The sequence below is a fragment of the Arthrobacter sp. BG3 genome, assembly GCF_056680185.1.
The window spans coordinates 4,350,485-4,372,945 of the sequence record NZ_CM155270.1 but is presented as its reverse complement, the minus strand read 5'-3'; the positions used below and the strand labels follow the sequence as shown (position 1 = coordinate 4,372,945).

At 67.5% G+C, this 22,461-nt stretch carries 20 protein-coding genes and 1 pseudogene; 14 read left to right on the top strand and 7 right to left on the bottom strand.

Going from position 1 to position 22,461, the window contains the following annotated elements:
- The first annotated feature begins 51 nt into the window (after window positions 1-51).
- The 4 genes and pseudogenes from cls (at window position 52) to AC1MFL_RS19745 (ending at window position 4,124) form a co-directional block, all read left to right on the top strand.
- On the top strand, window positions 52-1,518 hold the full coding sequence (gene cls, locus AC1MFL_RS19760; protein WP_479812223.1) for a cardiolipin synthase: 1,467 nt from the start codon (window positions 52-54) through the stop codon (window positions 1,516-1,518).
- A 432-nt stretch (window positions 1,519-1,950) separates the two neighbouring features.
- Window positions 1,951-2,211, top strand: a complete 261-nt coding sequence (locus AC1MFL_RS19755; RefSeq protein ID WP_479812221.1) for a hypothetical protein — start codon at window positions 1,951-1,953, stop codon at window positions 2,209-2,211.
- A 500-nt stretch (window positions 2,212-2,711) separates the two neighbouring features.
- A complete protein-coding gene (locus AC1MFL_RS19750; protein ID WP_226761767.1) occupies window positions 2,712-3,014 on the top strand; it encodes a DUF4193 domain-containing protein in 303 nt (100 codons plus the stop codon).
- Between the two features lie 91 nt (window positions 3,015-3,105).
- Window positions 3,106-4,124, top strand: a pseudogene (locus AC1MFL_RS19745) (prenyltransferase/squalene oxidase repeat-containing protein).
- A 182-nt stretch (window positions 4,125-4,306) separates the two neighbouring features.
- Here the strand turns inward: AC1MFL_RS19745 and AC1MFL_RS19740 are convergent.
- On the bottom strand, window positions 4,307-5,314 hold the full coding sequence (locus AC1MFL_RS19740; protein WP_479812219.1) for a dienelactone hydrolase family protein: 1,008 nt from the start codon (window positions 5,312-5,314) through the stop codon (window positions 4,307-4,309).
- A 201-nt stretch (window positions 5,315-5,515) separates the two neighbouring features.
- On the opposite strand from AC1MFL_RS19740, the gene AC1MFL_RS19735 reads away from it, so the two are divergent.
- Together AC1MFL_RS19735 and AC1MFL_RS19730 are read left to right on the top strand one after the other, a co-directional pair.
- Complete coding sequence (locus AC1MFL_RS19735) at window positions 5,516-6,529, top strand: isopenicillin N synthase family dioxygenase (protein ID WP_479812217.1); 1,014 nt, start codon at window positions 5,516-5,518, stop codon at window positions 6,527-6,529.
- Between the two features lie 337 nt (window positions 6,530-6,866).
- Complete coding sequence (locus AC1MFL_RS19730; RefSeq protein WP_479812215.1) at window positions 6,867-8,360, top strand: HNH endonuclease; 1,494 nt, start codon at window positions 6,867-6,869, stop codon at window positions 8,358-8,360.
- Between the two features lie 11 nt (window positions 8,361-8,371).
- On the opposite strand, the gene AC1MFL_RS19725 is transcribed toward AC1MFL_RS19730, so the two are convergent.
- The gene (locus AC1MFL_RS19725) at window positions 8,372-9,886 is read right to left on the bottom strand and encodes a CYTH and CHAD domain-containing protein (protein ID WP_479812213.1); all 1,515 of its coding nucleotides are present in this window, start codon (window positions 9,884-9,886) and stop codon (window positions 8,372-8,374) included.
- A 101-nt stretch (window positions 9,887-9,987) separates the two neighbouring features.
- Here AC1MFL_RS19725 and hrpB point away from each other — a divergent pair, with 101 nt between their 5' ends.
- A complete protein-coding gene (hrpB, locus tag AC1MFL_RS19720) occupies window positions 9,988-12,669 on the top strand; it encodes an ATP-dependent helicase HrpB (protein WP_479812211.1) in 2,682 nt (893 codons plus the stop codon).
- A gap of 376 nt (window positions 12,670-13,045) precedes the next feature.
- Window positions 13,046-13,345 (top strand): hypothetical protein, encoded by a 300-nt coding sequence (locus AC1MFL_RS19715; protein ID WP_479812209.1) that lies wholly within the window; start codon window positions 13,046-13,048, stop codon window positions 13,343-13,345.
- Here the strand turns inward: AC1MFL_RS19715 and AC1MFL_RS19710 are convergent.
- Window positions 13,336-14,658 (bottom strand): nicotinate phosphoribosyltransferase, encoded by a 1,323-nt coding sequence (locus tag AC1MFL_RS19710; RefSeq protein WP_479812207.1) that lies wholly within the window; start codon window positions 14,656-14,658, stop codon window positions 13,336-13,338. The genes AC1MFL_RS19715 and AC1MFL_RS19710 overlap by 10 nt on opposite strands.
- Before the next feature lie 96 nt (window positions 14,659-14,754).
- Here AC1MFL_RS19710 and ligD point away from each other — a divergent pair, with 96 nt between their 5' ends.
- Window positions 14,755-15,777, top strand: coding sequence for a non-homologous end-joining DNA ligase (ligD, locus tag AC1MFL_RS19705; RefSeq protein ID WP_479812205.1), 1,023 nt, complete (start codon window positions 14,755-14,757; stop codon window positions 15,775-15,777).
- A 7-nt stretch (window positions 15,778-15,784) separates the two neighbouring features.
- Here ligD and AC1MFL_RS19700 read toward each other — a convergent pair whose 3' ends face one another.
- Complete coding sequence (locus tag AC1MFL_RS19700; protein ID WP_479812203.1) at window positions 15,785-16,705, bottom strand: amidohydrolase family protein; 921 nt, start codon at window positions 16,703-16,705, stop codon at window positions 15,785-15,787.
- 72 nt (window positions 16,706-16,777) lie between these two features.
- Window positions 16,778-17,050, bottom strand: coding sequence for a hypothetical protein (locus tag AC1MFL_RS19695; protein ID WP_479812202.1), 273 nt, complete (start codon window positions 17,048-17,050; stop codon window positions 16,778-16,780).
- Between the two features lie 315 nt (window positions 17,051-17,365).
- Between AC1MFL_RS19695 and AC1MFL_RS19690 the strand changes: the two genes are divergently transcribed.
- Window positions 17,366-18,082 (top strand): TetR/AcrR family transcriptional regulator C-terminal domain-containing protein, encoded by a 717-nt coding sequence (locus tag AC1MFL_RS19690; protein WP_479812200.1) that lies wholly within the window; start codon window positions 17,366-17,368, stop codon window positions 18,080-18,082.
- A gap of 7 nt (window positions 18,083-18,089) precedes the next feature.
- Window positions 18,090-18,320 carry a zinc-ribbon domain-containing protein gene (locus tag AC1MFL_RS19685; protein WP_479812198.1) on the top strand — a complete coding sequence of 77 codons (231 nt, stop codon included), beginning with the start codon at window positions 18,090-18,092 and terminating at the stop codon, window positions 18,318-18,320.
- A gap of 62 nt (window positions 18,321-18,382) precedes the next feature.
- Here AC1MFL_RS19685 and AC1MFL_RS19680 read toward each other — a convergent pair whose 3' ends face one another.
- Complete coding sequence (locus AC1MFL_RS19680; RefSeq protein ID WP_479812197.1) at window positions 18,383-18,769, bottom strand: hypothetical protein; 387 nt, start codon at window positions 18,767-18,769, stop codon at window positions 18,383-18,385.
- 146 nt (window positions 18,770-18,915) lie between these two features.
- On the opposite strand from AC1MFL_RS19680, the gene AC1MFL_RS19675 reads away from it, so the two are divergent.
- A complete protein-coding gene (locus AC1MFL_RS19675; protein ID WP_479812195.1) occupies window positions 18,916-20,199 on the top strand; it encodes a class I SAM-dependent methyltransferase in 1,284 nt (427 codons plus the stop codon).
- A 40-nt stretch (window positions 20,200-20,239) separates the two neighbouring features.
- On the opposite strand, the gene AC1MFL_RS19670 is transcribed toward AC1MFL_RS19675, so the two are convergent.
- The gene (locus tag AC1MFL_RS19670) at window positions 20,240-20,911 is read right to left on the bottom strand and encodes an alpha/beta hydrolase family protein (protein WP_479812193.1); all 672 of its coding nucleotides are present in this window, start codon (window positions 20,909-20,911) and stop codon (window positions 20,240-20,242) included.
- Window positions 20,912-20,973: 62 nt separating this feature from the next.
- Here AC1MFL_RS19670 and AC1MFL_RS19665 point away from each other — a divergent pair, with 62 nt between their 5' ends.
- Both AC1MFL_RS19665 and AC1MFL_RS19660 read left to right on the top strand, forming a co-directional pair.
- Window positions 20,974-21,972: a pirin family protein gene (locus tag AC1MFL_RS19665; RefSeq protein WP_479812191.1), complete on the top strand. Its 999-nt coding sequence runs from the start codon at window positions 20,974-20,976 to the stop codon at window positions 21,970-21,972.
- 80 nt (window positions 21,973-22,052) lie between these two features.
- Window positions 22,053-22,397 carry a GNAT family N-acetyltransferase gene (locus tag AC1MFL_RS19660; protein ID WP_479812189.1) on the top strand — a complete coding sequence of 115 codons (345 nt, stop codon included), beginning with the start codon at window positions 22,053-22,055 and terminating at the stop codon, window positions 22,395-22,397.
- Window positions 22,398-22,461 lie beyond the last annotated feature (64 nt).

Here is a 22,461-nt window from a genome sequence, read left to right as displayed (position 1 = left end):
CCCCCCGATCCCGGAGACCGTCGTCGCCAGCAGAAGGGCCTCAAGATAGCGGTGCGCGAATTCTTCCAGAACCCCGAAACGATCCCTTTGCTCCTGCTGGCAGCCCATATCGTCGTCGTGGCCGTAGCGGCCGTCCTCGTGTCGACGAATCGCCGTCCGTCCTCTGCCATTGCTTGGGTGCTGGCCATAATCTTCATCCCGCTGCTCGGAGCAGTCGCCTATCTCCTCGTCGGCTATGCGAAACTGCCCAGGTCGCGCCGGGAGAAACAGCGGGAAGTCAACGATCTGGTCCTGGCGCGGACGGAGGGGAGCCCCTTAATCAGCCAAGGCCACGACTGGCCGGCGTGGCTGCATTCGGCGGTGGTATTGAACAGCAACCTGGGGGCGCTGCCCATGGTCAAAGGCAACAGTGCGGCGCTGTTGCCTGACTATGACGGCACCTTCGACGCCATGATCGCGGACGTAGATGCTGCCACGAGCTACGTGCATGTGGAGTTCTATATCCTGGTGTTGGATCCGACCACGGCGCCATTTTTCGAAGCGCTGGCTCGGGCAACAGAACGGGGCATCGCCGTCAGGGTGCTATCCGATGACCTGGCCGGGCTGATGTTTCCCGGCCGTAAAGAAACTATTAGATACCTCCAGGACATAGGCGCGGAATATCACCCGATGCTGCCGCTGCGGCCGTTGCAGGGCAAATGGCAGAGGCCGGACCTGCGCAATCACCGGAAGATCCTCGTCGTCGACGGCCGCGTGGGATTCACGGGATCCCAGAACCTTATCGACGCCAGCTACAACAAGAAGGGCAACCTGAAGCGCGCGCTCCAGTGGCACGAGCTGATGATGCGCCTTGAAGGCCCCGTTGTCCGCGAGCTGGATGCAGTGTTTGCGACTGACTGGTACAGCGAAACGGATGTCCTGCTGCCGCTGGATTCCAGTGCCGCAGTCCTCAACCAGGGGCCTGGGCTCATTGACGCGCAGGTCCTGCCCAGCGGGCCCAGTTTCGACAACGACAACAATCTGAAGCTCTACGCCACGCTCATCCACAAAGCCGAACGCCGGGTCAGCATCACGAGTCCTTACTTCGTGCCGGATGAATCCATCCTGATGGCGATTGTCACGGCGGCCGGGCGCGGGCTCAGCGTCGAGCTTTTCGTCTCCGAGGTCGGAGACCAGAGCATGGTCTACCACGCACAGCGCTCCTACTACGAGGCGCTGCTCCGGGCCGGCGTCAGAATCTACCTTTACCGAGCTCCCCAGGTGCTGCACTCAAAGCACTTCACCATCGATGAGGAGGTTGCCGTAATCGGTTCCAGCAACATGGATGTCCGCTCCTTCAACCTCAACATGGAAGTATCCGTGCTTGTGCACGGGCGCGGATTTGTGGACGCAATCCGTGAAATCGAAGACGGGTACCGGGAAAACAGTCGTGAGCAACAGCTTGAGGACTGGATCCGGCGGCCCGTGTCCGAGAAAGCCTTCGACAACCTGGCGCGCCTGACCGCTTCGCTCCAGTAGCGGGGCGCAGTCCGGCGGGGGAGTCCTGACCAACAGCGGCGTCATATCACTTGCGGTTTCAACCAATTTGGGCTGGGGTCGAGACCTACGCACAGGCCGTCCGCCGGCTGGCCCGCGGCTGCGCCTCCATGGCGTGGACTGCCGGTCATCTGATCGAGCATGCCTGGATGCTGGTGCGGTGGCCGCGGGGGGAACAGGACGAAGTCTTCGAGAAGGGACCCACTCCTTCGGCGGCAGCCACCGGGGCGCCGTTCGGCGTTGCCGAGAAGGTCCCGGGCGGCTACGCGATATCGGGCTTGTGGAGTTTCACGTCCGGGGTGATGCGCTCCGGGTGGGTTCTGTTCCAGAGTACCGAACCTTGGACTGGGCGCTTCTGGGGGCAGCGGACACCCGGGCAGCCGGATTCCCCCGGATCCCGCCATCCACACGCCCATGGCCACCCGGCTGGACATGGTGGCACCCGCCGCGAGCCTCGGCGCCGTCGAACACGCCGTCGAACACGCCGTCGAACTGTTCCGCGAGCGGATGCTGGTGCGTATGGTCAGGAACACCGTCGAGAACCGGCAAGCGGATTCACCGCTTGCGCAGGCCGCTTCTCGCAGGATTACGGGCTCGTGGCCACCGCACAGTTGCACTGAAACGAAGCAATCAGGATTGTTACTGCCGCCTTTGAGCGGTAGCCTTCATCGATGACGGACGAGGTGCGTTCACAGTAGCTGTGTTCTAACTGAAGCTCCATTTGCGGCGATGTCCCAGTCACGGCTCCATCACAAGTGGCGCCAGGAGGCTGGATCCTCACGCTTCGGGCCAGTTCGGGGCGTCGTCGAATCCGCATCCCTGACGGCTGCACTGCCGGGCGCTCACGCGCCAGTCGGGCTGGCTGGAATCCGGCGAACGCGCGTCTTTCCAGATCGGTATGACCCTTGAACCACATTTACGGCAACGCGGCTCGACCCGGGCGCGGCGTTGCGCCTTGTTCACCATTCCCCCCAAAGAAACTCAACCCGAATATGGCCAAATATCTAACGAATGTACCAAAGGAACCGGGCCGCGCATGGGGGTGTGAAGCGGCCTGGCGGCCGTCCTGGCGCACGTGGTAGACCGAGGAAATTCTGGCCGGAGGGAATACGGATGCGATTCTGTATGTTTAACACCTATCCGAGCAGCAAACCGAAGAAGAGAGAATCACCTCAGTGGCAACTGATTACGATGAAGTACGTTCCGACGTCAAGGAGTCGCAGGACAGGTCCCTGGAGGCGTTGCAGTCCGCCAATGCTCCCGACGCCCGCAGTGTGGTGAGCGAGCTGGACGAGGCGGATTCGCTGGACGGTTCGATCACCCCGGGCGGAGAATTTGTTGCCGAGGAACTGGTGGTCCAGGTGATCCCGCAGGCGGAAGACGAATTTACCTGTTATTCCTGTTTCCTGGTCCGGCACCGCTCCCAAATTGCGCGTGAAAAGAACGGCCACGCGTACTGCATTGACTGCGAGGGGTGAATCGATGCTGCGGGCGCGGGCTGGCAATCCGCCGCCGAGGTAGTGGCAGCAAGCTATGTGAAGGAAACGCTGCGGGCACTACAAGCACCGCATGACCGTGCTGGAGTGGCTGCTGGATTCTGATCCCTCCGTCCGCTGGCAGGCGTTGCGGGATCTGGCCGGCGCCCCGGCCGACGTCGTGGCTGCCGAGCGTGCACGGGTTGCCACCGCGGGGTGCGGGGCCCGCTTGCTGGCGCTGCGCGGGGAGGACGGCCAATGGGCCGGGGGCGCCTATTTCCCCGCGCAAGGCGGCCATTCCGACGTCGAACCTTGCGAGGGAGCCGGCGCTCCGGACGGCCAAAGTCAGTCCGGCGGCCCCGAAGCACCCGCTAGCGGAAGCCAGCCCTGGACCGCGACCACCTTCAGCCTCTGCAGCTGCGTGACTTCGGCGTCGACCCTGAAAGTGACCAGATGCGCCGGACAGTGGCACTGGTCAGGGACAACTGCCGTTGGGAAGAGGGTGGCCAGCCCTTTTTCGACGGCGAAGTCGAACCCTGCATCAACGGCATGGCGGTGGGGCTGGGAGCCTATTTTGGCCAGGACGTCGACGGCGTGGTGGCCCGGCTTATCAGTGAACAGCTCGACGACGGCGGCTGGAACTGTTGGGCGGAGCACGGCGCAGTGGTTTCGTCGGCCGCGACGACGATCAATGTTCTTGAAGGGCTCCTCGCGCATGAGCAGGCAACCGGCGGTTCAGCGGAATCCATCGACGCGCGGCGACGCGGCGGGGAGTACCTCCTCGAACGGAGGCTGTTCCGACGCAAGACCACCGGCGAAGTCATTGACCCGGCCTGGCTGGAGTTCGCCTATCCGACCCGCTGGCACTACGACGTTCTCCGCGCCCTGGAGTATTTCCGGTCCACCGGGGATGGTCCCGACCCGCGAGTTGCCGAGGCGGTCGGGCTGCTTCGATCGAAGCGTCAGCCCGACGGCAGCTGGCTCCTGGAAAACACCCACCCCGGGGCGACCCACTTCGAACTCGAGGACGGCGACGGCCGGCCCAGCCGCTGGAACACACTGCGGGCGCTGAGGGTCCTGCGGTGGTATGACAACAACGGCGAGCCTCCCTAATCCTGTCTGAGGGCCCGTCGCCACGGTCATCCCGGTAGTCCTCCGCCGCGCCCGTCCACCGGGGCGACAGTGCTGCCCGACGGAAAGATCAGTTCATCTGGTGCCAACCAGTCTGTTGCAGGCTCCCGGGGCCCACAAGGCACGGCACGTAAACCCTGTGTAAAAGCTGTGCAACACCGTGCTCAGACGTACCTGGCGAACCAGGCCAGCGTGTCGTTCCAGGCCGCGGTGGCCTGCGCCTCAACGTAGCGGTCCCCGGTGTCATTGTGGAAGGCATGGTCGACGCCGGGATACACCGTGAGCTGGTGGCGGACGTCTGTGGCGGCCAGGGCGTCCCGCAGCGCCGGGAGTGCGCCGGTGATCCGCTGATCTAGCTCGGCGTAGACGCCGAAGACCGCCGGTTTGATTGCCGGGACTTTCTCCAGATCGGGGGACGGCCCGTAAAACGCCGCGGTCGCCTTCAACCCGGGCAGTTCCGTGGCCGACTGCCAGGTGATACCCCCGCCGAAGCAGTACCCGTTCAGGGCGATCCGGCCCTCGGCGACAAAGTCCTTTGACTGCAGGTAATCGAAGGCTGCTGCGAAATCAGACACGTGCCGTTGAGCGCCAGCCGCTGTCAAGGCTCCGGGAACGGCGTCGCGGTCCATCTTCGCCGTGCCACCTTCCCTGCTGAGCAGGTCAAGGGCCAGCGCCGCGTAGCCCGCTGTGGCGAAGCGACGGGCCACATCCTGAATGTGAGCGGTCAGTCCGCGGTTCTCGTGGCAGATCAGTACCGCCGGCCCGGCGGCACCGGACTCCGGCCGGGCAAGGTAGGCGCTGATGTCGGTTCCGTCGGCAGGGAACCGCACGGTTTCCGTCACCAGACCCGGCTCACCCTCAGGAACGGAGAGCGGGCTTTTGGCGCCAGGCACCGGGACGAGGGAGGCGGTACCGGTCGCGGGCCCCGGCGCGGCGCCGGTGCCCTTGCCCGGGCCCGACGGCGAGGGGCTCGGTGACGGCATGGGGTCGGTGCCACGCGGAACCTCGTCCGGTGCGCAACCCACCAGCAGCATCGCCGCCGACGCTGTGGCCATGCTGCCGGTGATGAATGCCACCCGGCGCGTAAACGTGCCATGGCTTATGGCGCCGGCGCGGTAATCGTCGAAGAATTCCTCGATCAGGTACTTTTCGTACTTGCCAAGTTTTGTCACGAAGGGCCTCCTGGGGTGTGCGGACATCCTCCTCCGAAGTCCGTCACCAGACAAGGCCGCGCCATATGGTTGGGGCCGGCGTGTCGGAGTGTGCCCGACCGTCTCATTTCGACATGTGAATCTCCGCTGCGAACGCCGGTCCGTAACATTGAAGAAAGTAACGTTCCCAGCTTGCCAAGTTCATCGAAAAGGACTAATAAGGTGCCCCTTGAAACATTGCCCGTCCTGGACTTCTCCCGTTTGAGCGCCGGCCCCGAGGAGGCCTCGCGGTTCCGTGACGAACTTCGCGACGCCATGCACGAGGTCGGCTTCCTTTACCTGGCCGGGCATGGGATCCCGCAGGAGTTGACGGATGCCATCCTCGGCGTGTCCCGACGCTTCTTCGCGCTGCCCGAGGAGCAGAAGCTAGCGGTCGAGAATGTCCACAGCCCGCAGTTCCGGGGATACACGAGGGTCGGTGGCGAACTCACGGATGGCGCGGTCGACTGGCGGGAACAGATCGATATCGGCGTCGAACGTGCTGCCGTGGAACCGGGACCGGGCGTCGCTGACTACTGGCGCCTTGAAGGGCCCAATTTGTGGCCGGATGCCCTCCCCGAAATGCGGGACATCGTCCTGGAGTGGACCGAGCGCCTAAGTGCCATCTCGCTGAGCCTCCTACGTGCCCTTGCGGTTTCCCTCGGCGCACCCGAAGACACATTCGACCACGCTTTCGCGGCCCGGGCGTTCCCCCTGCTCAAGATTGTGCGGTACCCGGGGGAGTCCAACCCGGAGCCGAAGCAGGGTGTGGGTTCCCATCGCGACGGCGGCGTGCTGACACTGCTGCTGGTGGAGCCCGGAAAGGGCGGCTTGCAGGTTGAGTACCAGGGGCAGTGGATCGACGCCCCCCAGGTGCCCGGGACATTTGTCGTCAATATCGGGGAGATGCTCGAACTAGCCACGAACGGCTATCTCAAGGCGACGCTGCACCGCGTGATCTCACCCTTGCGCGGCACCGACCGCGTCTCCCTCCCGTTCTTCTACAATCCGGCACTGAACGCAACGATGCCGCAGCTCGCGGTGAGCCCGGAGTTCCAGTCCAGGGCCCGAGGCCTGTCGGTTGATCCGACGAACAGCCCAATTCTTGAAACGTATGGGGACAACGCCCTTCGCTACCGGCTGCGGGCCCACCCCAACGTGGTGGCCGCCCACCACTCCGATCTGCAGAACGGCTGACCCGCCCGCTCAAGTCGCCGCGGCGCCATTGGCCCTATGACGCGGGAACGGGCTGGCGCTGCGGGTATACGGCAGCGCCAGATCGTCCGCGCGTCGCCAGCCCGGAAGAGTAGCGAAATCGCGCTGTGGTGGCCCGGCGCGCGGCCCCAACCCCAGACGCCGGCACCGGCGGGTCCGAGCGAACCGCCGGTGTGGGGCCGCTGGCCGCCGGAGACTCCATCTCCACGCCGCCGGGCGAATGGCACTGGCATGCGCCGGATTGGGCTATTCTTTCGCATGTTTGGTGGCCGCTTTTGGGGCCCCTTTTAATGTCGCAGGTGCCCGATAGTGTGTTTCCATGGACGGCAAGCAGGGGCCCGAAATGGTTCCGGAAGCGGCGGTTGGTGGGGCGGTCACCGAGGTGGCCCGCTCCCTCGCTGCCGTCCGCCCGGCCTGTGAGAGTGCCGGGCTGATCGGCCAGCTCCGGGAACTCGAGGACCTGAAATCCGCCACGGCCGCACTGCAGGCGAGAATCGCTGTCGCCTTCGACCTCCTCCAGCGCCGCGAACAGCGGAACCTTGGCGTGCCGGCGGCGGAGCTGGGGTCCGGGGTCGGCGCGCAGATCGCCCTGGCCCGGCGGGAATCCCCGGCCCGCGGCGGACGGCTCCTGGGCCTGGCCCAAGCCCTCCTCACCGAAATGCCCCACACCCTCGCGGCCCTGGAGAGCGGGCAGCTCAACGAATGGCGCGCCACCTTGCTGGTGAAGGAAACCGCCTGCCTGTCCGCGACGGACCGGGCCGCCGTGGATGACGAACTCGCCGCCGACACCGGAACCTTCAACGGGACCGGGGACCGGGGCATCATCGCCGCAGCCCGGACCGCCGCCTACCGGCTGGACCCCCGCACCGTCACCGCCCGCGCCAGCCACGCCGCCACCGAACGGCACGTCAGCCTCCGCCCGGCCCCGGACACCATGTGCTACCTCACCGCACTGCTCCCCGTCGCCGCCGGCGTCGCCGCCCACGCCGCCCTGACCCGGCACGCGGCCACCCTCCGCGCCGGAGGAGACCCCCGCACCCGCGGGCAACTCATGGCCGACGCCCTCATCGAACGCACCACCGGCACCCCCGGCGGGATCAGCGGCATCGAAATCCAACTCGTCATGACCGACCGCACCCTCTTCCAGGGCCACAGCGAACCCGCCCGCCTCCCCGGCTACGGCATCGTCCCCGCCAGCTGGGCCCGCACCCTACTCAAAACCGAAGGAACGGGCACGGGCATGAGCGCTGGAGCCGGTACCGGCAGGGAAGTTGGCGACACCGTCCGCACCAGCGCCGGGGACCGCGCCGCGGACGGCGAAGACGCAGCCCTGAACGTCTGGCTCCGCCGGCTCTACACCGCCCCCGGCACCGGCGACCTCACCGCCATGGACTCCAGAGCCCGGCTCTTCCCGCCCGGACTCCGCCGCTACCTCACCGCCCGCGACACCACCTGCCGCACACCCTACTGCGACGCCCCCATCCGCCACTTCGACCACATCATCCCCTGGCACCACGACGGCACCACCAACCACACCAACGGCGCCGGACTCTGCGAAGCCTGCAACCACACCAAAGAAACCCCCGGCTGGACCTCCCGCCCCAGCCCCGGACCCAGACACACCCTCAACGTCACCACCCCCACCGGACACACCTACCAATCCTTGGCCCCGCCGTTGCCCGGAACACCGCAGGGAATGTCCCCGTGCGGCCTTCCCGAAATGTCCTTCCAGGCGCACCAGCATCGGCGGGAACTTCGCCACCAAGCCAAGAAACTCATGCGGTCCCGCCACGGCAGCCAGGTGGCAGCGTAAGGAAGAGCTCCCTATTTCCAGCTCAGGGGCTCGGGCGGAGACGAGCTCCACGTGCGGAAGAACCGCTCGCGGGCTTCCTCACCAGCCTGTTGTTCCAGAGCGTGCAGCCGCCCGTAGGTGAACGCATTGGCGCCGGCATCTTCAGCGGCGAGTTTGCGCAGCAGTTCCCGGGTGACCACGCTGTCATGATGATCCCCCAGGCTCTCCTGGATCTCCTCTGCGGCCCGTGCCAGCGTGGTTGCCCGCTTCCCGAATATCGGGGCCGACGATTCCGCCGCATAGCGCAGCCGCTTGGCGCTCTTCCGGACTTCGTGGAGTGCTGCGTCTAACGTTGGTTCGGCTGGATCGACGTCGAGGGCAGTCACTTCCTTTTTCAACCGTTTCCGCTCTTTCGAGACCAGCCGGCCCACCGTACGGACGGCTTGCTTTGCGGCGGTGTCGGTCAGTGGCGGTTCGGCCAGCAAAGCATCCAGCGCATCGAGGAGACGGAAGTATCGGGCACTATTCAGTGCAGCGAGACCCTTCGCACGGGCAGCACGTGCGTCCGTACCGAAGTGCTCCTGGACCTGCTCGGCAACCGGGCCCAGCAGCAATTCGGATGGTTCAGAGTTGATCAGGCCCAGCACCCGGTCCCGCATCACCTCGTTGTCCCGGGCTTCACCCACCGCGCCGGCAAGCCACTGCAGTTCGGAGCGCAGCGATCCGGCCGTTGTAGGGTCGGTCAGTGACCGGAAGGTGGCCAGCGCGGACCGCATCCGGCGCGCAGCCACCCGGAGCTGATGCACGGCGTCCGGGGTGTCCTCCCGGACGCCGGGGTCATGTTTTTTCAATGCCTCGACCTGCTGGCTGAGGTAGGAAAGGAATACGGCCGAGGCCGGTCCCTCGGGCTCCGGTTCGGGGACCACCGAATTGCCGGGAGGATACTGTCCGCCCAGGCCGCGGGCGAGCTTGGATGGCAGCGCCGACCGGTGGTGGCCAGTCGCGGCCACGAGCGAGTCTGCGGACTTGAGCAGCCGCTTGGGACCGTCGACGAGTTCGAATTCCCATTCCCGCCAATTGGCGTGGGCTTTCGGCTCCAGCAGGGTCTGGGAATCCACCCGGTCATCGCTGAATTCAGCAAGGGCGCTGCCATCGGCCGCGAAGAGACGCTGCACAGTGCGCCGGGTCTTCAGCCTGGCCACCGGAATCAAGTCCAGATCCCTCGTGTGGACCCGCACGAGCTGCCGCAGCCGTCGCGGAACCGCCTGGGGGTCCGTTCCCAACGGCGCCGTGAACTCTTGACGTTCCCCCACAGCCACCGGCAGTTTCAAATGCCATCCGGCATCATGGCCGCCGGTCCGCCGGCGCAGGGTGATCCGGTGGGAAGCCAGGTCCAGGCCAGCAGTATCGAAATAGACGGCATCCAGGGATTCTTCCTCGGGCGGCCCCAGCCGGTCCACTCCCGGCAACGAGGCCAGGGCAGGCCATTGGTCATCTTCGCTGACGTCGTATTTTCGCTCTACCTCGAGCATTCCTGAGGCGCTCATGCCCCAAACTACGCCCGCCGGTCATGGCGCCGCAGGAGTCAAAAGTCCCGGGGTCTCCGGGCGGAACGCGCTGTCCCGGCGTTTGTGGGCACAATGGAGGCGTGACTTCTCCCGCTGTTCCGCTGACCCCTCCACCGGCGCCCTTCGAACTGGCGGTCATCGGGTCCGGTCTGGCGTTCGCGCCCTCGCTGGAGGAGCTGGCCGGAGCGCTCCGGGCCGGAGGCCCGTCCGCGACCGCTGTGGTGCAGGCGCCGCCAGGGACAGGTAAGACGACCCTGGTTCCGCCGCTGCTGGCCAACCTGGCCCTGGCGGACGCCCGTCAGCTGGCAGGCGCGGCAGTGCCGCGCATCATTGTCACCCAGCCGCGCCGGGTGGCCGCGCGCTCGGCCGCCCGCCGGCTCGCGGCCCTGGACGGCAGCCGGCTCGGGGACCGCGTCGGCTACACAGTCCGCGGCGAACGCCAGGCCGGCCCGGGCACCCTGATCGAATTCGTCACCCCGGGCATCCTGTTGAACCGCCTCCTCGCGGATCCGGGGCTGGAAACCGCCAGCGCCGTCATCCTCGACGAGGTGCACGAACGCGGCCTCGAAACCGACCTGTTGCTCGGCATGCTCACCGAGGTCCGCCAGCTGCGCGGCGACCTCGCGCTCGTCGCCATGTCCGCGACCCTGGACGCGCCGCGCTTCGCCGCCCTCCTTGGCGCAGGCGGGGACATGGGGGATCACGCCGGAGAAGACCACGACGGCGGCGGCCCTGCCCCCGTCGTCGACTGTCCCTCCGCGCTGTATCCGCTTGAGGTGGACTGGGTGCCGGCGGCGGCGCCCCGGCTCGACGAACGGGGGGTGACGCGCGGCTTCCTTGATCATGTGGCAGACACCGCAGCCTCCTCGCACGCCGGTGCGCTGGCGTCGGGCCAGGACGTCGACGCCCTGGTGTTCGTCCCGGGTGCGTGGGAGGTTTCCTACGTCGCGGGCCACCTGCGCGGCAGGACCCGGGCGGAGGTCCTGGAGCTGCACGGGCAGATCGGCCCGGCCGAGCAGGACCGCGCAGTCGCAGGACGCGAACCCGGCGGCAGACCCCGGATCATCGTCTCGACGTCGCTCGCCGAATCGTCGCTGACCGTTCCAGGCGTCCGGCTGGTCATCGACTCCGGCCTGTCGCGCGAACCCCGGCGGGACGCAAGCCGCGGAATGTCCGGACTTGTGAACGTGTCGTGCTCCCGGGCTTCCGCCGAGCAGCGCGCGGGGCGGGCGGCACGCCAGGGACCGGGACGCGTTGTCCGCTGCTACGACCAGAAGACTTTCGGCGCCGCACCGGCCCACCAGACACCCGAAATTGCCGTGGCGGACCTCACCGGGGCGGCATTGATTCTCGCTTGCTGGGGATCGCCCGGCGGCCGTGGACTGGCTTTGCCGGACCCGCCGCCGCAGGCCGCGATGGACGAGGCCGTTGAGGTGCTGCGGGAACTCGGTGCGGTGGCTCCGGACGGCCTCGCCACGGATCTCGGCAAGACGCTGGCCCGGATTCCCGCCGATCCCCGGCTGGCCCGCGCCCTGCTGGACGGGGCCGCCGCCGTGGGCAGCCGCACCGCCGCGGAAGCCGTCGCGCTGGTCGCCGGCGACCAGCGCGCCCCGGGTGCCGACCTGCCACGTCTCCTGGCCGCCCTGCGCACGGGCAAGGAGCCGGCCTCGCGGCGCTGGAAGGAGGATGTCCGGCGGATGGAGGCGATCGCACGGCAGGAGAGTTCCGGCGTGAAGCGCCCTCCGCTGACCGCCGCGGTCACGCCCCGGGAGGCGGTCGGCTTCGTCGTCGCCCTCGCGTTCCCGGACCGCGTTGCGCGCCGGGTCCCCGGCGACGGGCCGGAACGCTACCTGCTCAGCTCCGGGACGCGGGCGGGTCTTCCGGCCGGAAGCTCGCTGTCCGGGCACGAATGGCTCGCCGTCGCTGAGGTCTCCCGGGCCCAGGGGCGCGACGCGGCCGGTACCGGCGCCGTCATCCGTTCCGCTGCCCCGCTGACGGCGGACACGGCCGAGGCCGCCGCCCGGCACCTCCTGGCTGACACCGTGGAGGCCCAGTTCAGCCAGGGCCGGGTGACCGCCCGGAAGGAACGCCGGCTGGGCGCGATCGTGCTTTCCTCCACGCCGGTCCGTCCCACCGCCGCCGAGGGCCGGGCGGCAGTCGCCCGGGCGCTGGCGAAGGAAGGGCTCGGAACCATTGGATGGTCGACGGCGGCCGGGGCCTTGCGGCGCCGTCTTGCCCTGCTGCACCGGGAACTCGGGGACCCGTGGCCGGACGTGTCCGAGCCGGCACTGCTGGCCCGCCTCGACGAGTGGCTGGCCCCGGAACTCGAGGCGCTGGCCGGCGGCGCTTCCACGAGCGGGATCGACCTGGCAGACCCGCTGCGGCGCCTGCTGCCCTGGCCTGAAGCCGCCCGGCTCGGTGAGCTGGTCCCGGAGCGGCTGGAGGTGCCGAGCGGTTCCTGGGTGAAAATCGACTATCCCGAAGCCGGTGACGACGGCGGGCGCCCGGTGGTCGCGGTCAAGCTTCAGGAGTGCTTCGGCTGGGACCGGACGCCGCGCCTAGTGGGCGGCAAGGTGCCGGTGCTGTTCCATCTGCTATCTCCGGCCCGACGGCCCCTGGCCGTCACGGACGACCTCGCCTCGTTCTGGTCCGGGCCCTACGCGCAGGTCCGTGCCGAGATGCGCGGCCGGTACCCCAGGCATCCCTGGCCGGAGGACCCGTGGACCGCGCCGGCGACCGCCCGGACCAAGAATCCGAGCTGAATTACGGGCAGCTGTTACGTGTTTGTGACGCAGCCCACTGCGCGTTGGCTATCCTAGAAGAGGTCATGCAGTCGGCCGTACATGCTTCGCAGGGGATCTTTTTTACTATGACTAGCAAACTCGGCATCACTGTTGCCGTAGACCTCAGTTCGGAATCCGCACTCGTTTCACCGGTGGGACAACTCACCGTTCGCAACGTTCCAGGCCTTATTGCGGTCGCCCGCCGGGCAGGCTCCTTCGGGTATGGCCTCGGCGTTGTTGTGGACCTGCGGAATCTCACCGCCGCAGATCCTCAGGCCGTGGCCATGATCCGGGATTCGGGATGGCACGGGAACAATCTGCTCGGAGCCGGAAAGACCAGTCGAAGGCGTGCGGCATGAGGCCGGAACTGGCCGGCGGGTACGGTTCCATTGCCCATGCCCATGGTGCCGGATCGATTTTCGACTCCTTCCGCCGTTGGCCCCTGGTGCCCTCCTCGCAGTTGGTGCGGCTCCGCTCGGCCCTGTTGCAGTGCGTGGATTTGGCCTCGCCGGACGATGGCAGGGACCTCTCGGAGTCCGCAGGGAAACTGCTGCGGCTCGTCACCGAGGAGCTGGAACGCCGAAACGGCACCCGGGGCCGGCCCGCCGTGACGCCGGCAGGATTCCGGCACGCGAGGCGGGTGCCTCACGCGTAAATCGTCGGTATGGCGGGTTCGCCGCGCTGAAGCCGGTTCACGACGGGCGGCAGTTCGGCCATGGTGTCGGTGTGCCGGCGGCGGCCCCGTGCCACGGCCTCCGGGCCCGTCCATCCCGGCAGGAGTTCGCCATTGCGGATGAACTGCTGCAACAGGGGCCTGGCGTTGGGCTCGTCTGCCGGCAGGCGGCCGACCCCCAAGACCTCGTGGGTGGCTGTGCCGGAGCGGTCGAGCCTGCGTACCGGATGCTTCCGTCCGCCGACGTTGATCTTGTTCTTGGAGCTCTTGGCGACCGCGGTGAACTCCCCGGCGTCGTTGGTCCGGCTGACCAGTTTGTAGACCATCCCGGCGGTGGGTGCGCCGGACCCGGTGACCAGCGCCGTGCCGATGCCATAGGAATCGGCCGGCGCCGCGCGCAGGGCAGCCACGGAGTACTCGTCGAGGTCGGACGTGACCACGATCTTCGTGTGGACGTTGCCCAGGCTGTCCAGCAGGTCACGGACCCACCTCGCCTGCGCCAGCAGGTCACCGGAATCGAGCCGCACGGCACCCAGCTTGTCCCCTGCGAGCTCGACGGCGGTACGGACGGCCGCTTCGACATCGTACGTGTCGACCAGGAGGGTGGTCCCGGGCCCCAACGAGTCCAGCTGCGCCCGGAAGGCATCCCGTTCGGTGTCGTGCAGGAGCGTAAAGGAATGCGCCGCCGTGCCCACTGTTCGGAGCCCGAAGCGCCGGCCGGCTTCCAGGTTCGACGTCGCGGCGAAGCCGGCGATGACGGCGGCGCGGGCAGCCGCGGCGGCCGCTTCCTCCTGGGCCCGGCGTGAACCCATCTCGAGGCAGGGCCTTCCTCCTGCCGCGCTGACCATGCGGGAAGCCGCCGAGGCAATGGCGCTGTCATGGTTGAGGACAGACAACACAAACGTTTCCAGGATGCAGGCTTCGGCAAAGCTGGATTCCACGATCAGGACGGGGGAGTAGGGAAAGTATGCCTCTCCCTCGGGGTAGCCCCAGATGTCGCCGGAGAACCGGAAGTCCGCGAGGCGGGCCAGGGTGTCCGCGTTGACGATGCCCGTCCGGTCCAGGAACTCCAGCTCCGCCGGGCCGAAGCGGAAGCCGGCAAGGCCCTCCAGCAGCCGCCCGGTCCCGGCGACGATCCCGTACCGGCGGCCCTCCGGCAAGGCCCGGGCGAACGCCTCAAAGACGGTCCTCCGCTCCGCAGCCCCGGAATGAAGGGCCGCCTGGAGCATAGTCAGTTCGTAATGGTCAGTGAAGAGGGACGTAATGCGGCCGTCCCGGGCCGGCGTGGTGTCCATGATTCACCCTAGTCCCCGGCACCCTGACGGTCAGCAGGAAGTTCTTCCACACGACCGGCTATTCAGTTGACCCGTGTCCGGGGGTACCTTGTCCCCATGGCCAGGGAAGAAGTCACCGTCACTGTCAGCAGCCCCAGCGGCAACCGCGAACTGAGGATCTCAAGCCCCAGCCGGGTCCTCTGGCCGGATCTCGGGTTGACCAAGCTGGATCTCGCACGGTACATGATCGACGTCGGCGACTGTTTCCTGGCAGCGAACGGCGACCGTCCGGTGACTCTGCAGCGGTTCTCCGGCAATATTGAGGGCGAGCAGTTCTTCTCGAAGAATCCGCCCAAGGGCGCCCCGGAGTTTGTGCGCTCGGTGATGGTGGTTTACCCCAGCGGTCGCTCGCATCCCCAGCTGGTGATTGACGAGATCGCCGCCGCGGTCTGGGCGGTCCAGATGAACACGGTGGTGTTCCACCCCTGGGCGTCGCGGGCCGGCAATCCGGACAACCCGGACCAGCTCCGGATCGACCTCGACCCGCAGACGGGCACCGGATTCGAGGACGCTGTGATTGCCGCGCAGGGACTGCGCTCCGTGCTGTCCGAGGCCGGCCTGGAGTCGTTCATCAAGACCTCCGGCAACCGGGGGCTGCATGTGTTCTCTCCGATAGAACCCAGCCATGAGTTCCTCGAGGTGCGGCACGCCGTAATCGCCGCGGCCCGCGAACTTGAGCGCCGGATGCCGCGGGCAGTCACCACCGCGTGGTGGAAAGAGGAACGCGGAACCCGGATCTTCGTCGACTACAACCAGGCGAACCGCGACCGCACCATGGCCGGGGCTTACAGTCCGCGTGCGCTGCCTGGCGCGACAGTTTCGTGCCCCATCGGCTGGGACGAACTGGAGCATGTCGACACCAAGGACTTCACCATTATCACGGTGCCGCCGCGGCTCAAGGCCACCGGGGACCCGTGGGCGGACATGCACTCGAGGCCGGGCACGATCGACGTCCTCCTGGGGTGGTGGGAGCGGGACCTCGCGGCCGGACTGGGGGAGTTGCCGTTCCCGCCGGACTTCCCGAAAATGCCGGGCGAGCCGATGCGGGTGCAGCCCAGCCGGGCCAGGAACGGGGACTAGGCGGGCGTCAGGCGCCCAGCAGCCGCTGGCCGTTGAACCAGCAGACGGCGCGCAGCCAGTCGTCGTCGAGACCGGGCTCCTTGTCACGGAGTCGTTCCAGAGCCTCCAGCTGATGGGCATAGGCGTACGGGATATTCGGGAAGTCGCTTCCGAGCACGACCCGCTCCGGCATCGCGGCAAGCCGCGGCAGCAGTTCCGGCGGGAATGGCGCGGCAGCCTCGAAGAAGTCCGTGAAGACCATGGTCGTGTCCAGGTGCACCCGGGGGTATCTCTCCGCCAGGTCCAGGAATTCGCCGTATTCCGGTGCCCCCAGATGGGCGACGACGGCGGTCAGCCGGGGGTGGCGGCGCAGCACCCCCTCCAGCTTGTCCGGACCGGTAAAGCCGGGGCGCGGAACCGGGCCGCTGCCGACATGCACCACAACCGGAACACCGGCTTCGGCCAGCAGCCCCCAGACCGGGTCGAGTACCGGCTCGCGCAGATCGAACCCGCCCACCTGCGCGTGGATTTTGAAGACCCGCGCCCCGCGCGCCAACGCCGACCGCACCTGGTCCAGGACGCCGTCCTCGGGGAAGAACGTGGCGCTCGGGACACAGTCCGGCTCTGCGGCGGCCAGCTCGAGGGCGAAATCGGTGAGGTCGGCCGCCATGCCCGGACGGTGCGCATAGGTCAGTGCGGTGAAATGCCGCAGACCCAGCTGGCGCAGCCGGGCCAGCCTGCTGGCCTCGTCCGTGCGGTAGGTGATGGGCCACGGGCGGCCAACCAGGGGGCCCGCCTCATCGAAGTGGGCCCACACTCGCCGCAGCATCCGCTCGGGAAGGAAATGCGTATGGATGTCGATAAGGCCTGGAAGTCCGAGTCCTGTCCACCACCGGGGCACGTCAGCATCCTGCATCGTTTCCGCCGGCTCGTCCGTTACGTTGTTCACGCCCACAGTGTGTCACGCCGGGCCTTTGTCCGGGCCGGCGCACCGCCGGGGAAACGGGGGACCAGGGTTGACTCAATTCAGGGCAGGGTACGTCGCCAGGATGTAGTCGGTGGCCGCCGGACCCGCCATGCGGAGCCTGCTGCGGTCTGGGTTGATGCGGTGGGCCTTCAGAGCCGCCCAAAAGCCGGACACCGGGTGCGGTGCGGCGTCGTGCAGCAGGCACCAGCTGATGTAAAGGCCATAAAGCTGGTCTTTCCTCAGCGAGGGGCCGTCGTCGGTTCCTTCGATGGTGGCCTCCGCGAGGAAGCGGTCGATGTGGGCAGGGGCTGTCGGTGAAGCGGCCATGGTTGGCTCTCTTCCGTGCTGTGCAGTGGATGCTGCCGTGTGGCTACAGCAGCGGTTACTTCAGCTCCGTGCACAAGGCGCCGAAGGTCTTGGTCCGAAGGCCAGCCTTCCGGGGCCCGACGTGCCCCAAGGCAGTCGGCGCGATCCCGAAAGGCAGGGGACGGACCGGGGTTTCCCTCTCCCGGTTTCCATGTCCGTGAACATGTCATTCGGGAAAGTCTACAATGTAGAGATTAGGCGTAGACTACAACGATTGGCAAGTGGTGCCGCGGTCGCGGTGCCTTGGCCCAAGGCCCAAGGAAGTGGCAAGTAACTATGGCAACCCCGCAGCAACCCGCAGGTGATGAAGCCGGCAGTGTGACCCGAAAGAACCGCCTCAGCCGTGAGATTGTCCTGGAAGCGGCCCTGAAACTTGTCGATGAAGAGGGGCTGGAGGCGTTGACCATGCGCCGGCTGGGGCAGGCCCTGCACCGGGACCCCATGGGGCTGTACCGCTACGCAGCCAACCGGGCCGCGCTCCTGGACGGTGTCACCGAGCTTGTCCTGAACGAGCTGGCCATTTTTGCTGACGACCCCGACTGGCAGGGACAGCTGCGGCGCATCGCGCACGATCTCCGGCTGCTCGCGCTCCGCCACCCCAACGTGGTTCCGCTGCTGGTGACCCGGCCGCTCTCGACCCCGCTGGGGCTCCGTCCGCTGGGCACCCTCCGGCCGCTGGAGCACATTCTGGGCCTGCTGATCGAGGCGGGCTTTACCGCCTCCGATGCCCTGCACGTCTACCGTGCCTATTACGGATTCCTCTACGGCCACATCCTCAACGAGCTTCAGGAGTTCATTGTGGACCCCGATGAAAATGAGGCCTTGCTGCGCCTTGGACTACACCGTCTTCCGCCAAAGGAGTTCCCGCGGCTCCGTGCCCTGGCCCCCGCGCTCGCCGACTACGACGGCGCCGCAGAGCTGGACGAGGGACTGACTATCCTGTTGTCAGGGCTCGCGGCGCACCTGTCCGCACCGCTCGTCAAGAAAGGCTGAGGACACGATGTTCATTCTCTTCGGCCTCAAGACTGTGCAGCATCCGCTGCCCGGGCGTCCGGCCACCTGCCAGCGCTGCGGACGTTTCGTTCAACACGGGCTGGCAGAACGTGCCACCCGGTTGACCATCTTCTTTATCCCGGTGTTCACCACCTCGCGGTCCTACCGCATCACGTGCTCGAATTGCGGCGCCGTCAACGTCCTGACGCGGCGGCAGAAGAACTCCCTGTCCGTTTAGTGCCACCGCATTAGTGCCACCGCGGGGGCGCGCTCCGCTATGGGGTCAGCGGCGGTGTGGAGTCAGCGGCGATGAAGGGCGCGGAGTGCTCCGCGTACCGCGATTCCGACCGCACATACCAGCGGTACCAGTCCGGCAAGTACGGCGATGCTGTTGGGCCGGAACGCCACCCTCCCGTTCCGGCCGCGGCAGTACACGCCCAGCGGAAGCACAAGGCCGCCTCCGCCGCCACCCGCCGCATTTTCCTTACTGCCGTCCATGGGGGCGCTCCCGGCGGCGTTTCCAGCGACTGCGTCCCCGCCGTCGGCGGATTGACCGCCGCCAAAGCCGAAGGACACCAGGGCCACCGGGATCAGCTCCTCGCCGTCCACTGTGACGGCCGGACCGTAGGCCCTGGACACACCCACATTCTTGAATGTCTCCGCGAGAGACGAGAGAGCTTCAGTCATGGCAATGACCATAGGCGTCCTGCCTAGTGAGCGCCAGAGGCACAGCCCCGGACGGAAGCGACGTCAGGGCCATCCGGCCCCTGTTCTGGAGCGGAACATCGAATTAGATTGGGACGGAGTGTTGCATCGGACGGAAGGCCATGATCATGACGAAAGAATTTGGGGCGGCGCCACGGCTGGCTGAAGTACTCGCCATCGTCCTTGGCACGGAGGAGATCCCGCTCCGGCTCAAGGCCTGGGACGGTTCGGAAGCCGGTCCGGCAGGAGCCCCTCTCGTGGAGTTCCGCTCCCGGCGGGCCCTGCGCCGGATGCTGTGGTCCCCCGGCCAGCTCGGCCTCAGCCGCGCCTACGTTGCCGGAGACATTGATGCCCCGGGCGACGTTTTCGCCACCTTCGCCGCCCTGAGTTCCGCCGGCAAGTTCGCCGAACCCGGGCCGTTCCGCCGGCCCGCTGTGCGAGAACTGGCGACCATCCTCAAGAATGCCGCTCTGCTCGGCGCCCTGGGCCCCAATCCTGCTCCGCCGCCGGAGGAAGCCAAAATCGTCCGCGCCGGCCGGCGACACACGCGGAAGCGCGACGCAGCGGCCATCTCCCACCACTACGACGTCGGCAACGACTTCTACGCCCTGGTCCTCGGCCCGTCCATGGTTTATTCCTGTGCCGTGTGGGAGGACGCAGACACCGGGCTAGACGCCGCGCAGGACGCCAAGATCGATCTGGTCTGCCGGAAGCTGGGACTCCAGCCCGGCATGAGGGTGCTGGATGTCGGATGCGGATGGGGGAGCTTTGCCCTGCGTGCGGCCCAAAACTACGGAGTCGACGTCGTGGGCGTGACGCTTTCGCGTGAACAGGCGGCCATGGCGGGGAAGCGGGTGGCGGACGCCGGCCTGACTGACCGCGTTTCCATCCGCGTCCAGGACTACCGCGACGTCGACGACGGCCCGTACGACGCGATCAGTTCCATCGGCATGTCCGAGCACGTGGGCCGCGAGCAGATGCCCGAGTACGTCGCGCGGCTGCACGGGCTGCTCCGGCCAGGCGGGCGGCTCCTCAACCACGCCATTTCCTGGAACGCCGGACCCACCGCGCCGGATCCGGACTCCTTCATCCCCCGCTATGTGTTCCCGGATGGTGAGATGCTCGGCCTGGCCGAGATGGTTGGGGCCCTTGAAACCGGCGGACTGGAAGTGCTCGACGTCGAGGCCCTGCGCCGGCACTACGCACTCACCCTCCGGGCCTGGGTGCGGAACCTTGAGGAGCACTGGAGCGCGGCCGTAAAGCTTGCCGGCGAAGGGCGTGCCCGGGTCTGGCGGCTCTACATGGCCGCCAGCGCCCTGGGCTTCGAAACGGGACTGACCGGCGTCAACCAGATCCTGGTCCAGCGGCCCGGCGGGACCGAACCCCCGCTGCGACGGACCGGATGGGTCTGAGGCGGCGGAGCCTCAGCCGGAGCGATGGTGTCGGGGTGCCTCAGCCGGAGTGGTGTGAGGCGATGAAAGCCGCGGCCGGCCCGGCAAGTGATGCCCCTACCTCCTCCGGGCTGCGCCTGGTTCCCTTGACCTCGAAGGTGTGGCCTCCGCCGTCGCGCCATTCCAGGGTTGCTGACGGGCCGATGCGGGCCACCACGGCCTCCAATAGTTCGGGCGTGGCAAACGGGTCGCGCGTGCCCTGGAGGAACAGCATCGGCAGGCTCAGCCCGTAGAGGTGCTCATCGCGCATTTTTTCCGGCTTGCCAGGAGGATGCAGCGGGTAGCCGAGGTAGACGAGACCGGCCGCGGGCATCCCCTCGGCTACGGCCATCGAGGCCATGCGTCCACCGAAGGACTTGCCGCCGGCCCAGAGCGGCTCGCCGGCGGACCTGGCGGCGGCCTCAGCCATGGCGGCCCGCCAGGCAGCAATGGCGGCGGGAGGTCTGTCGGGGAACTTCCGGCCGGCCTCGCGGTAGGGGAAGTTGAAGCGGAGCGTGGCGACGCCCAGTCCGTCCAGGGCGCGGGTGAACCCGGCAAGGAACGGGTGATCCATGCCGGCCCCGGCCCCGTGGGCGAGTACGAGCGTGGCAAGGGGCTTCCCGGGCCGGGTGTAGACGCCCGATATGGCGGATTCACCCACGGCAATGGTGACGGGCAACTCGGCGATGTTCATAACTCCATCATGACGCTCCGGGAGGCTGCGGCTACCGCGGTTCAATCGCTAGGCTGTCATTTATGAGCAATACCGAGGTGGCCCCCCAGGAGATCCTTTGTGAAACGGACGACAGCTGCGTCGGGGTGGAAATCCTCGCTCCCCGGCAGGTCCCGCTGGGCGGACCGCGGGCCATGGATGTGAGACGGACCCTGCCGCAGCGCCAGCGAAGCCTCATCGGGGCCTGGTGCTTCCTGGACCACTACGGTCCGGACCGGGTTGGTGAGTCCGGGGGCATGCGCGTGCCGCGCCATCCGCACACGGGCCTGCAGACGGTCAGCTGGCTCTTTACCGGCGAGATAGAACACCGCGATTCGGCCGGCTTCCACGCCGCCGTGCGGCCGGGCGAGGTCAATCTGATGACCGCCGGCCGAGGCATCAGCCACTCGGAATTTTCCGCTCCCGGCACCGAGGTCCTGCACGGTGCGCAGCTGTGGGTGGCGTTGCCGGACAGCGCCCGGCAGATGGAGCCCACGTTTGAGCACTACCGCCCCGACCCACTGTCCGGACCCGGCTGGACCATGCGGGTCTTCCTGGGATCAATCGCCGGGTCCAGTTCGCCGGTCACCACCCACACGCCGCTGCTCGGGGTTGAGATCCTGCTGGACGCCGGAACCACCTTGAGCCTGGACACCGATCCGTCGTTTGAACATGGCTTGCTGGTGGACACCGGGGTCCTTATGTTCGACGGTCATCCGGTGGCCAAGGACCACCTCGCCTACCTGCCGGTGGGGCGCACGTCCCTCGTCCTGGCGGCCGGCGTCGAACCACTCCGGGCACTGCTGATCGGTGGCGAACCCCTCGGCGAGCAGATCGTGATGTGGTGGAACTTCGTGGGACGAAGCCACGACGAAATCGTCCGGTACCGGGCACAGTGGCAGGCGGAGATCGGCGTCGAGGACGCCCCCGCTGCTGCCGGGACGGAAACCGCTGGCCTGCGGTTCGGTACTTTCCCTGCCGGGGAACCCGCCCCGCTGCCGGCGCCCGCACTGCCCAATGCCCGGCTCCGCCCCCGTGCCTGACACCGGTCACTGCGGGGGCAGTCCACCCGCGTTGACTTCGCACGCCCGACGAGAAGCGAGAATCGAGAATCGAGAATCTTGTGAACGAAATCACCATCCGCAACAATCCGGAAGGGCTGCGCTTCGAAGTGCTCGACGGCGGCACCCGCATCGGCCAGGCGGCGTACGTGGACGATGGGGACGGCCACCGGATTTTCTACCACACGGTCATCGACGGGGACCACGGCGGGCGGGGCCTGGCCGGCCGGCTCGCGGCGCAGGCACTCGAGGAGACCGTTGCCGCCGGCTTGAGGATTGTCCCGGTGTGCCCGTACATCAAGAAATACCTTGGGAAGCACACCCAGTACGCGGAGAGCACCCAAAATCCCACTCCGGCACTCCTGGCGGTTCTGGACAACGCACTGGCGGCACGCGCCCGCCGCTGAGCCGGATTCGGCCGCCAGGCCCGGCCCACAGGGGACCGTGCCGCCGTCGGACTTGTGGTTTCCG

Excerpts from the sequence above, each read along its gene's own strand:
- AC1MFL_RS19755 (WP_479812221.1), top strand. The coding sequence starts at position 1,951 with ATGGCCACCCGGCTGGACATGGTGGCACCCGCCGCGAGCCTCGGCGCC.
- AC1MFL_RS19730 (WP_479812215.1), top strand. The coding sequence starts at position 6,867 with ATGGACGGCAAGCAGGGGCCCGAAATGGTTCCGGAAGCGGCGGTTGGT.
- AC1MFL_RS19725 (WP_479812213.1), bottom strand. The coding sequence starts at position 9,886 with ATGAGCGCCTCAGGAATGCTCGAGGTAGAGCGAAAATACGACGTCAGC.
- AC1MFL_RS19715 (WP_479812209.1), top strand. The coding sequence starts at position 13,046 with ATGAGGCCGGAACTGGCCGGCGGGTACGGTTCCATTGCCCATGCCCAT.
- AC1MFL_RS19710 (WP_479812207.1), bottom strand. The coding sequence starts at position 14,658 with ATGGACACCACGCCGGCCCGGGACGGCCGCATTACGTCCCTCTTCACT.
- ligD (WP_479812205.1), top strand. The coding sequence starts at position 14,755 with ATGGCCAGGGAAGAAGTCACCGTCACTGTCAGCAGCCCCAGCGGCAAC.
- AC1MFL_RS19695 (WP_479812202.1), bottom strand. The coding sequence starts at position 17,050 with ATGGCCGCTTCACCGACAGCCCCTGCCCACATCGACCGCTTCCTCGCG.
- AC1MFL_RS19690 (WP_479812200.1), top strand. The coding sequence starts at position 17,366 with ATGGCAACCCCGCAGCAACCCGCAGGTGATGAAGCCGGCAGTGTGACC.
- AC1MFL_RS19685 (WP_479812198.1), top strand. The coding sequence starts at position 18,090 with ATGTTCATTCTCTTCGGCCTCAAGACTGTGCAGCATCCGCTGCCCGGG.
- AC1MFL_RS19680 (WP_479812197.1), bottom strand. The coding sequence starts at position 18,769 with ATGACTGAAGCTCTCTCGTCTCTCGCGGAGACATTCAAGAATGTGGGT.
- AC1MFL_RS19675 (WP_479812195.1), top strand. The coding sequence starts at position 18,916 with ATGACGAAAGAATTTGGGGCGGCGCCACGGCTGGCTGAAGTACTCGCC.
- AC1MFL_RS19670 (WP_479812193.1), bottom strand. The coding sequence starts at position 20,911 with ATGAACATCGCCGAGTTGCCCGTCACCATTGCCGTGGGTGAATCCGCC.
- AC1MFL_RS19665 (WP_479812191.1), top strand. The coding sequence starts at position 20,974 with ATGAGCAATACCGAGGTGGCCCCCCAGGAGATCCTTTGTGAAACGGAC.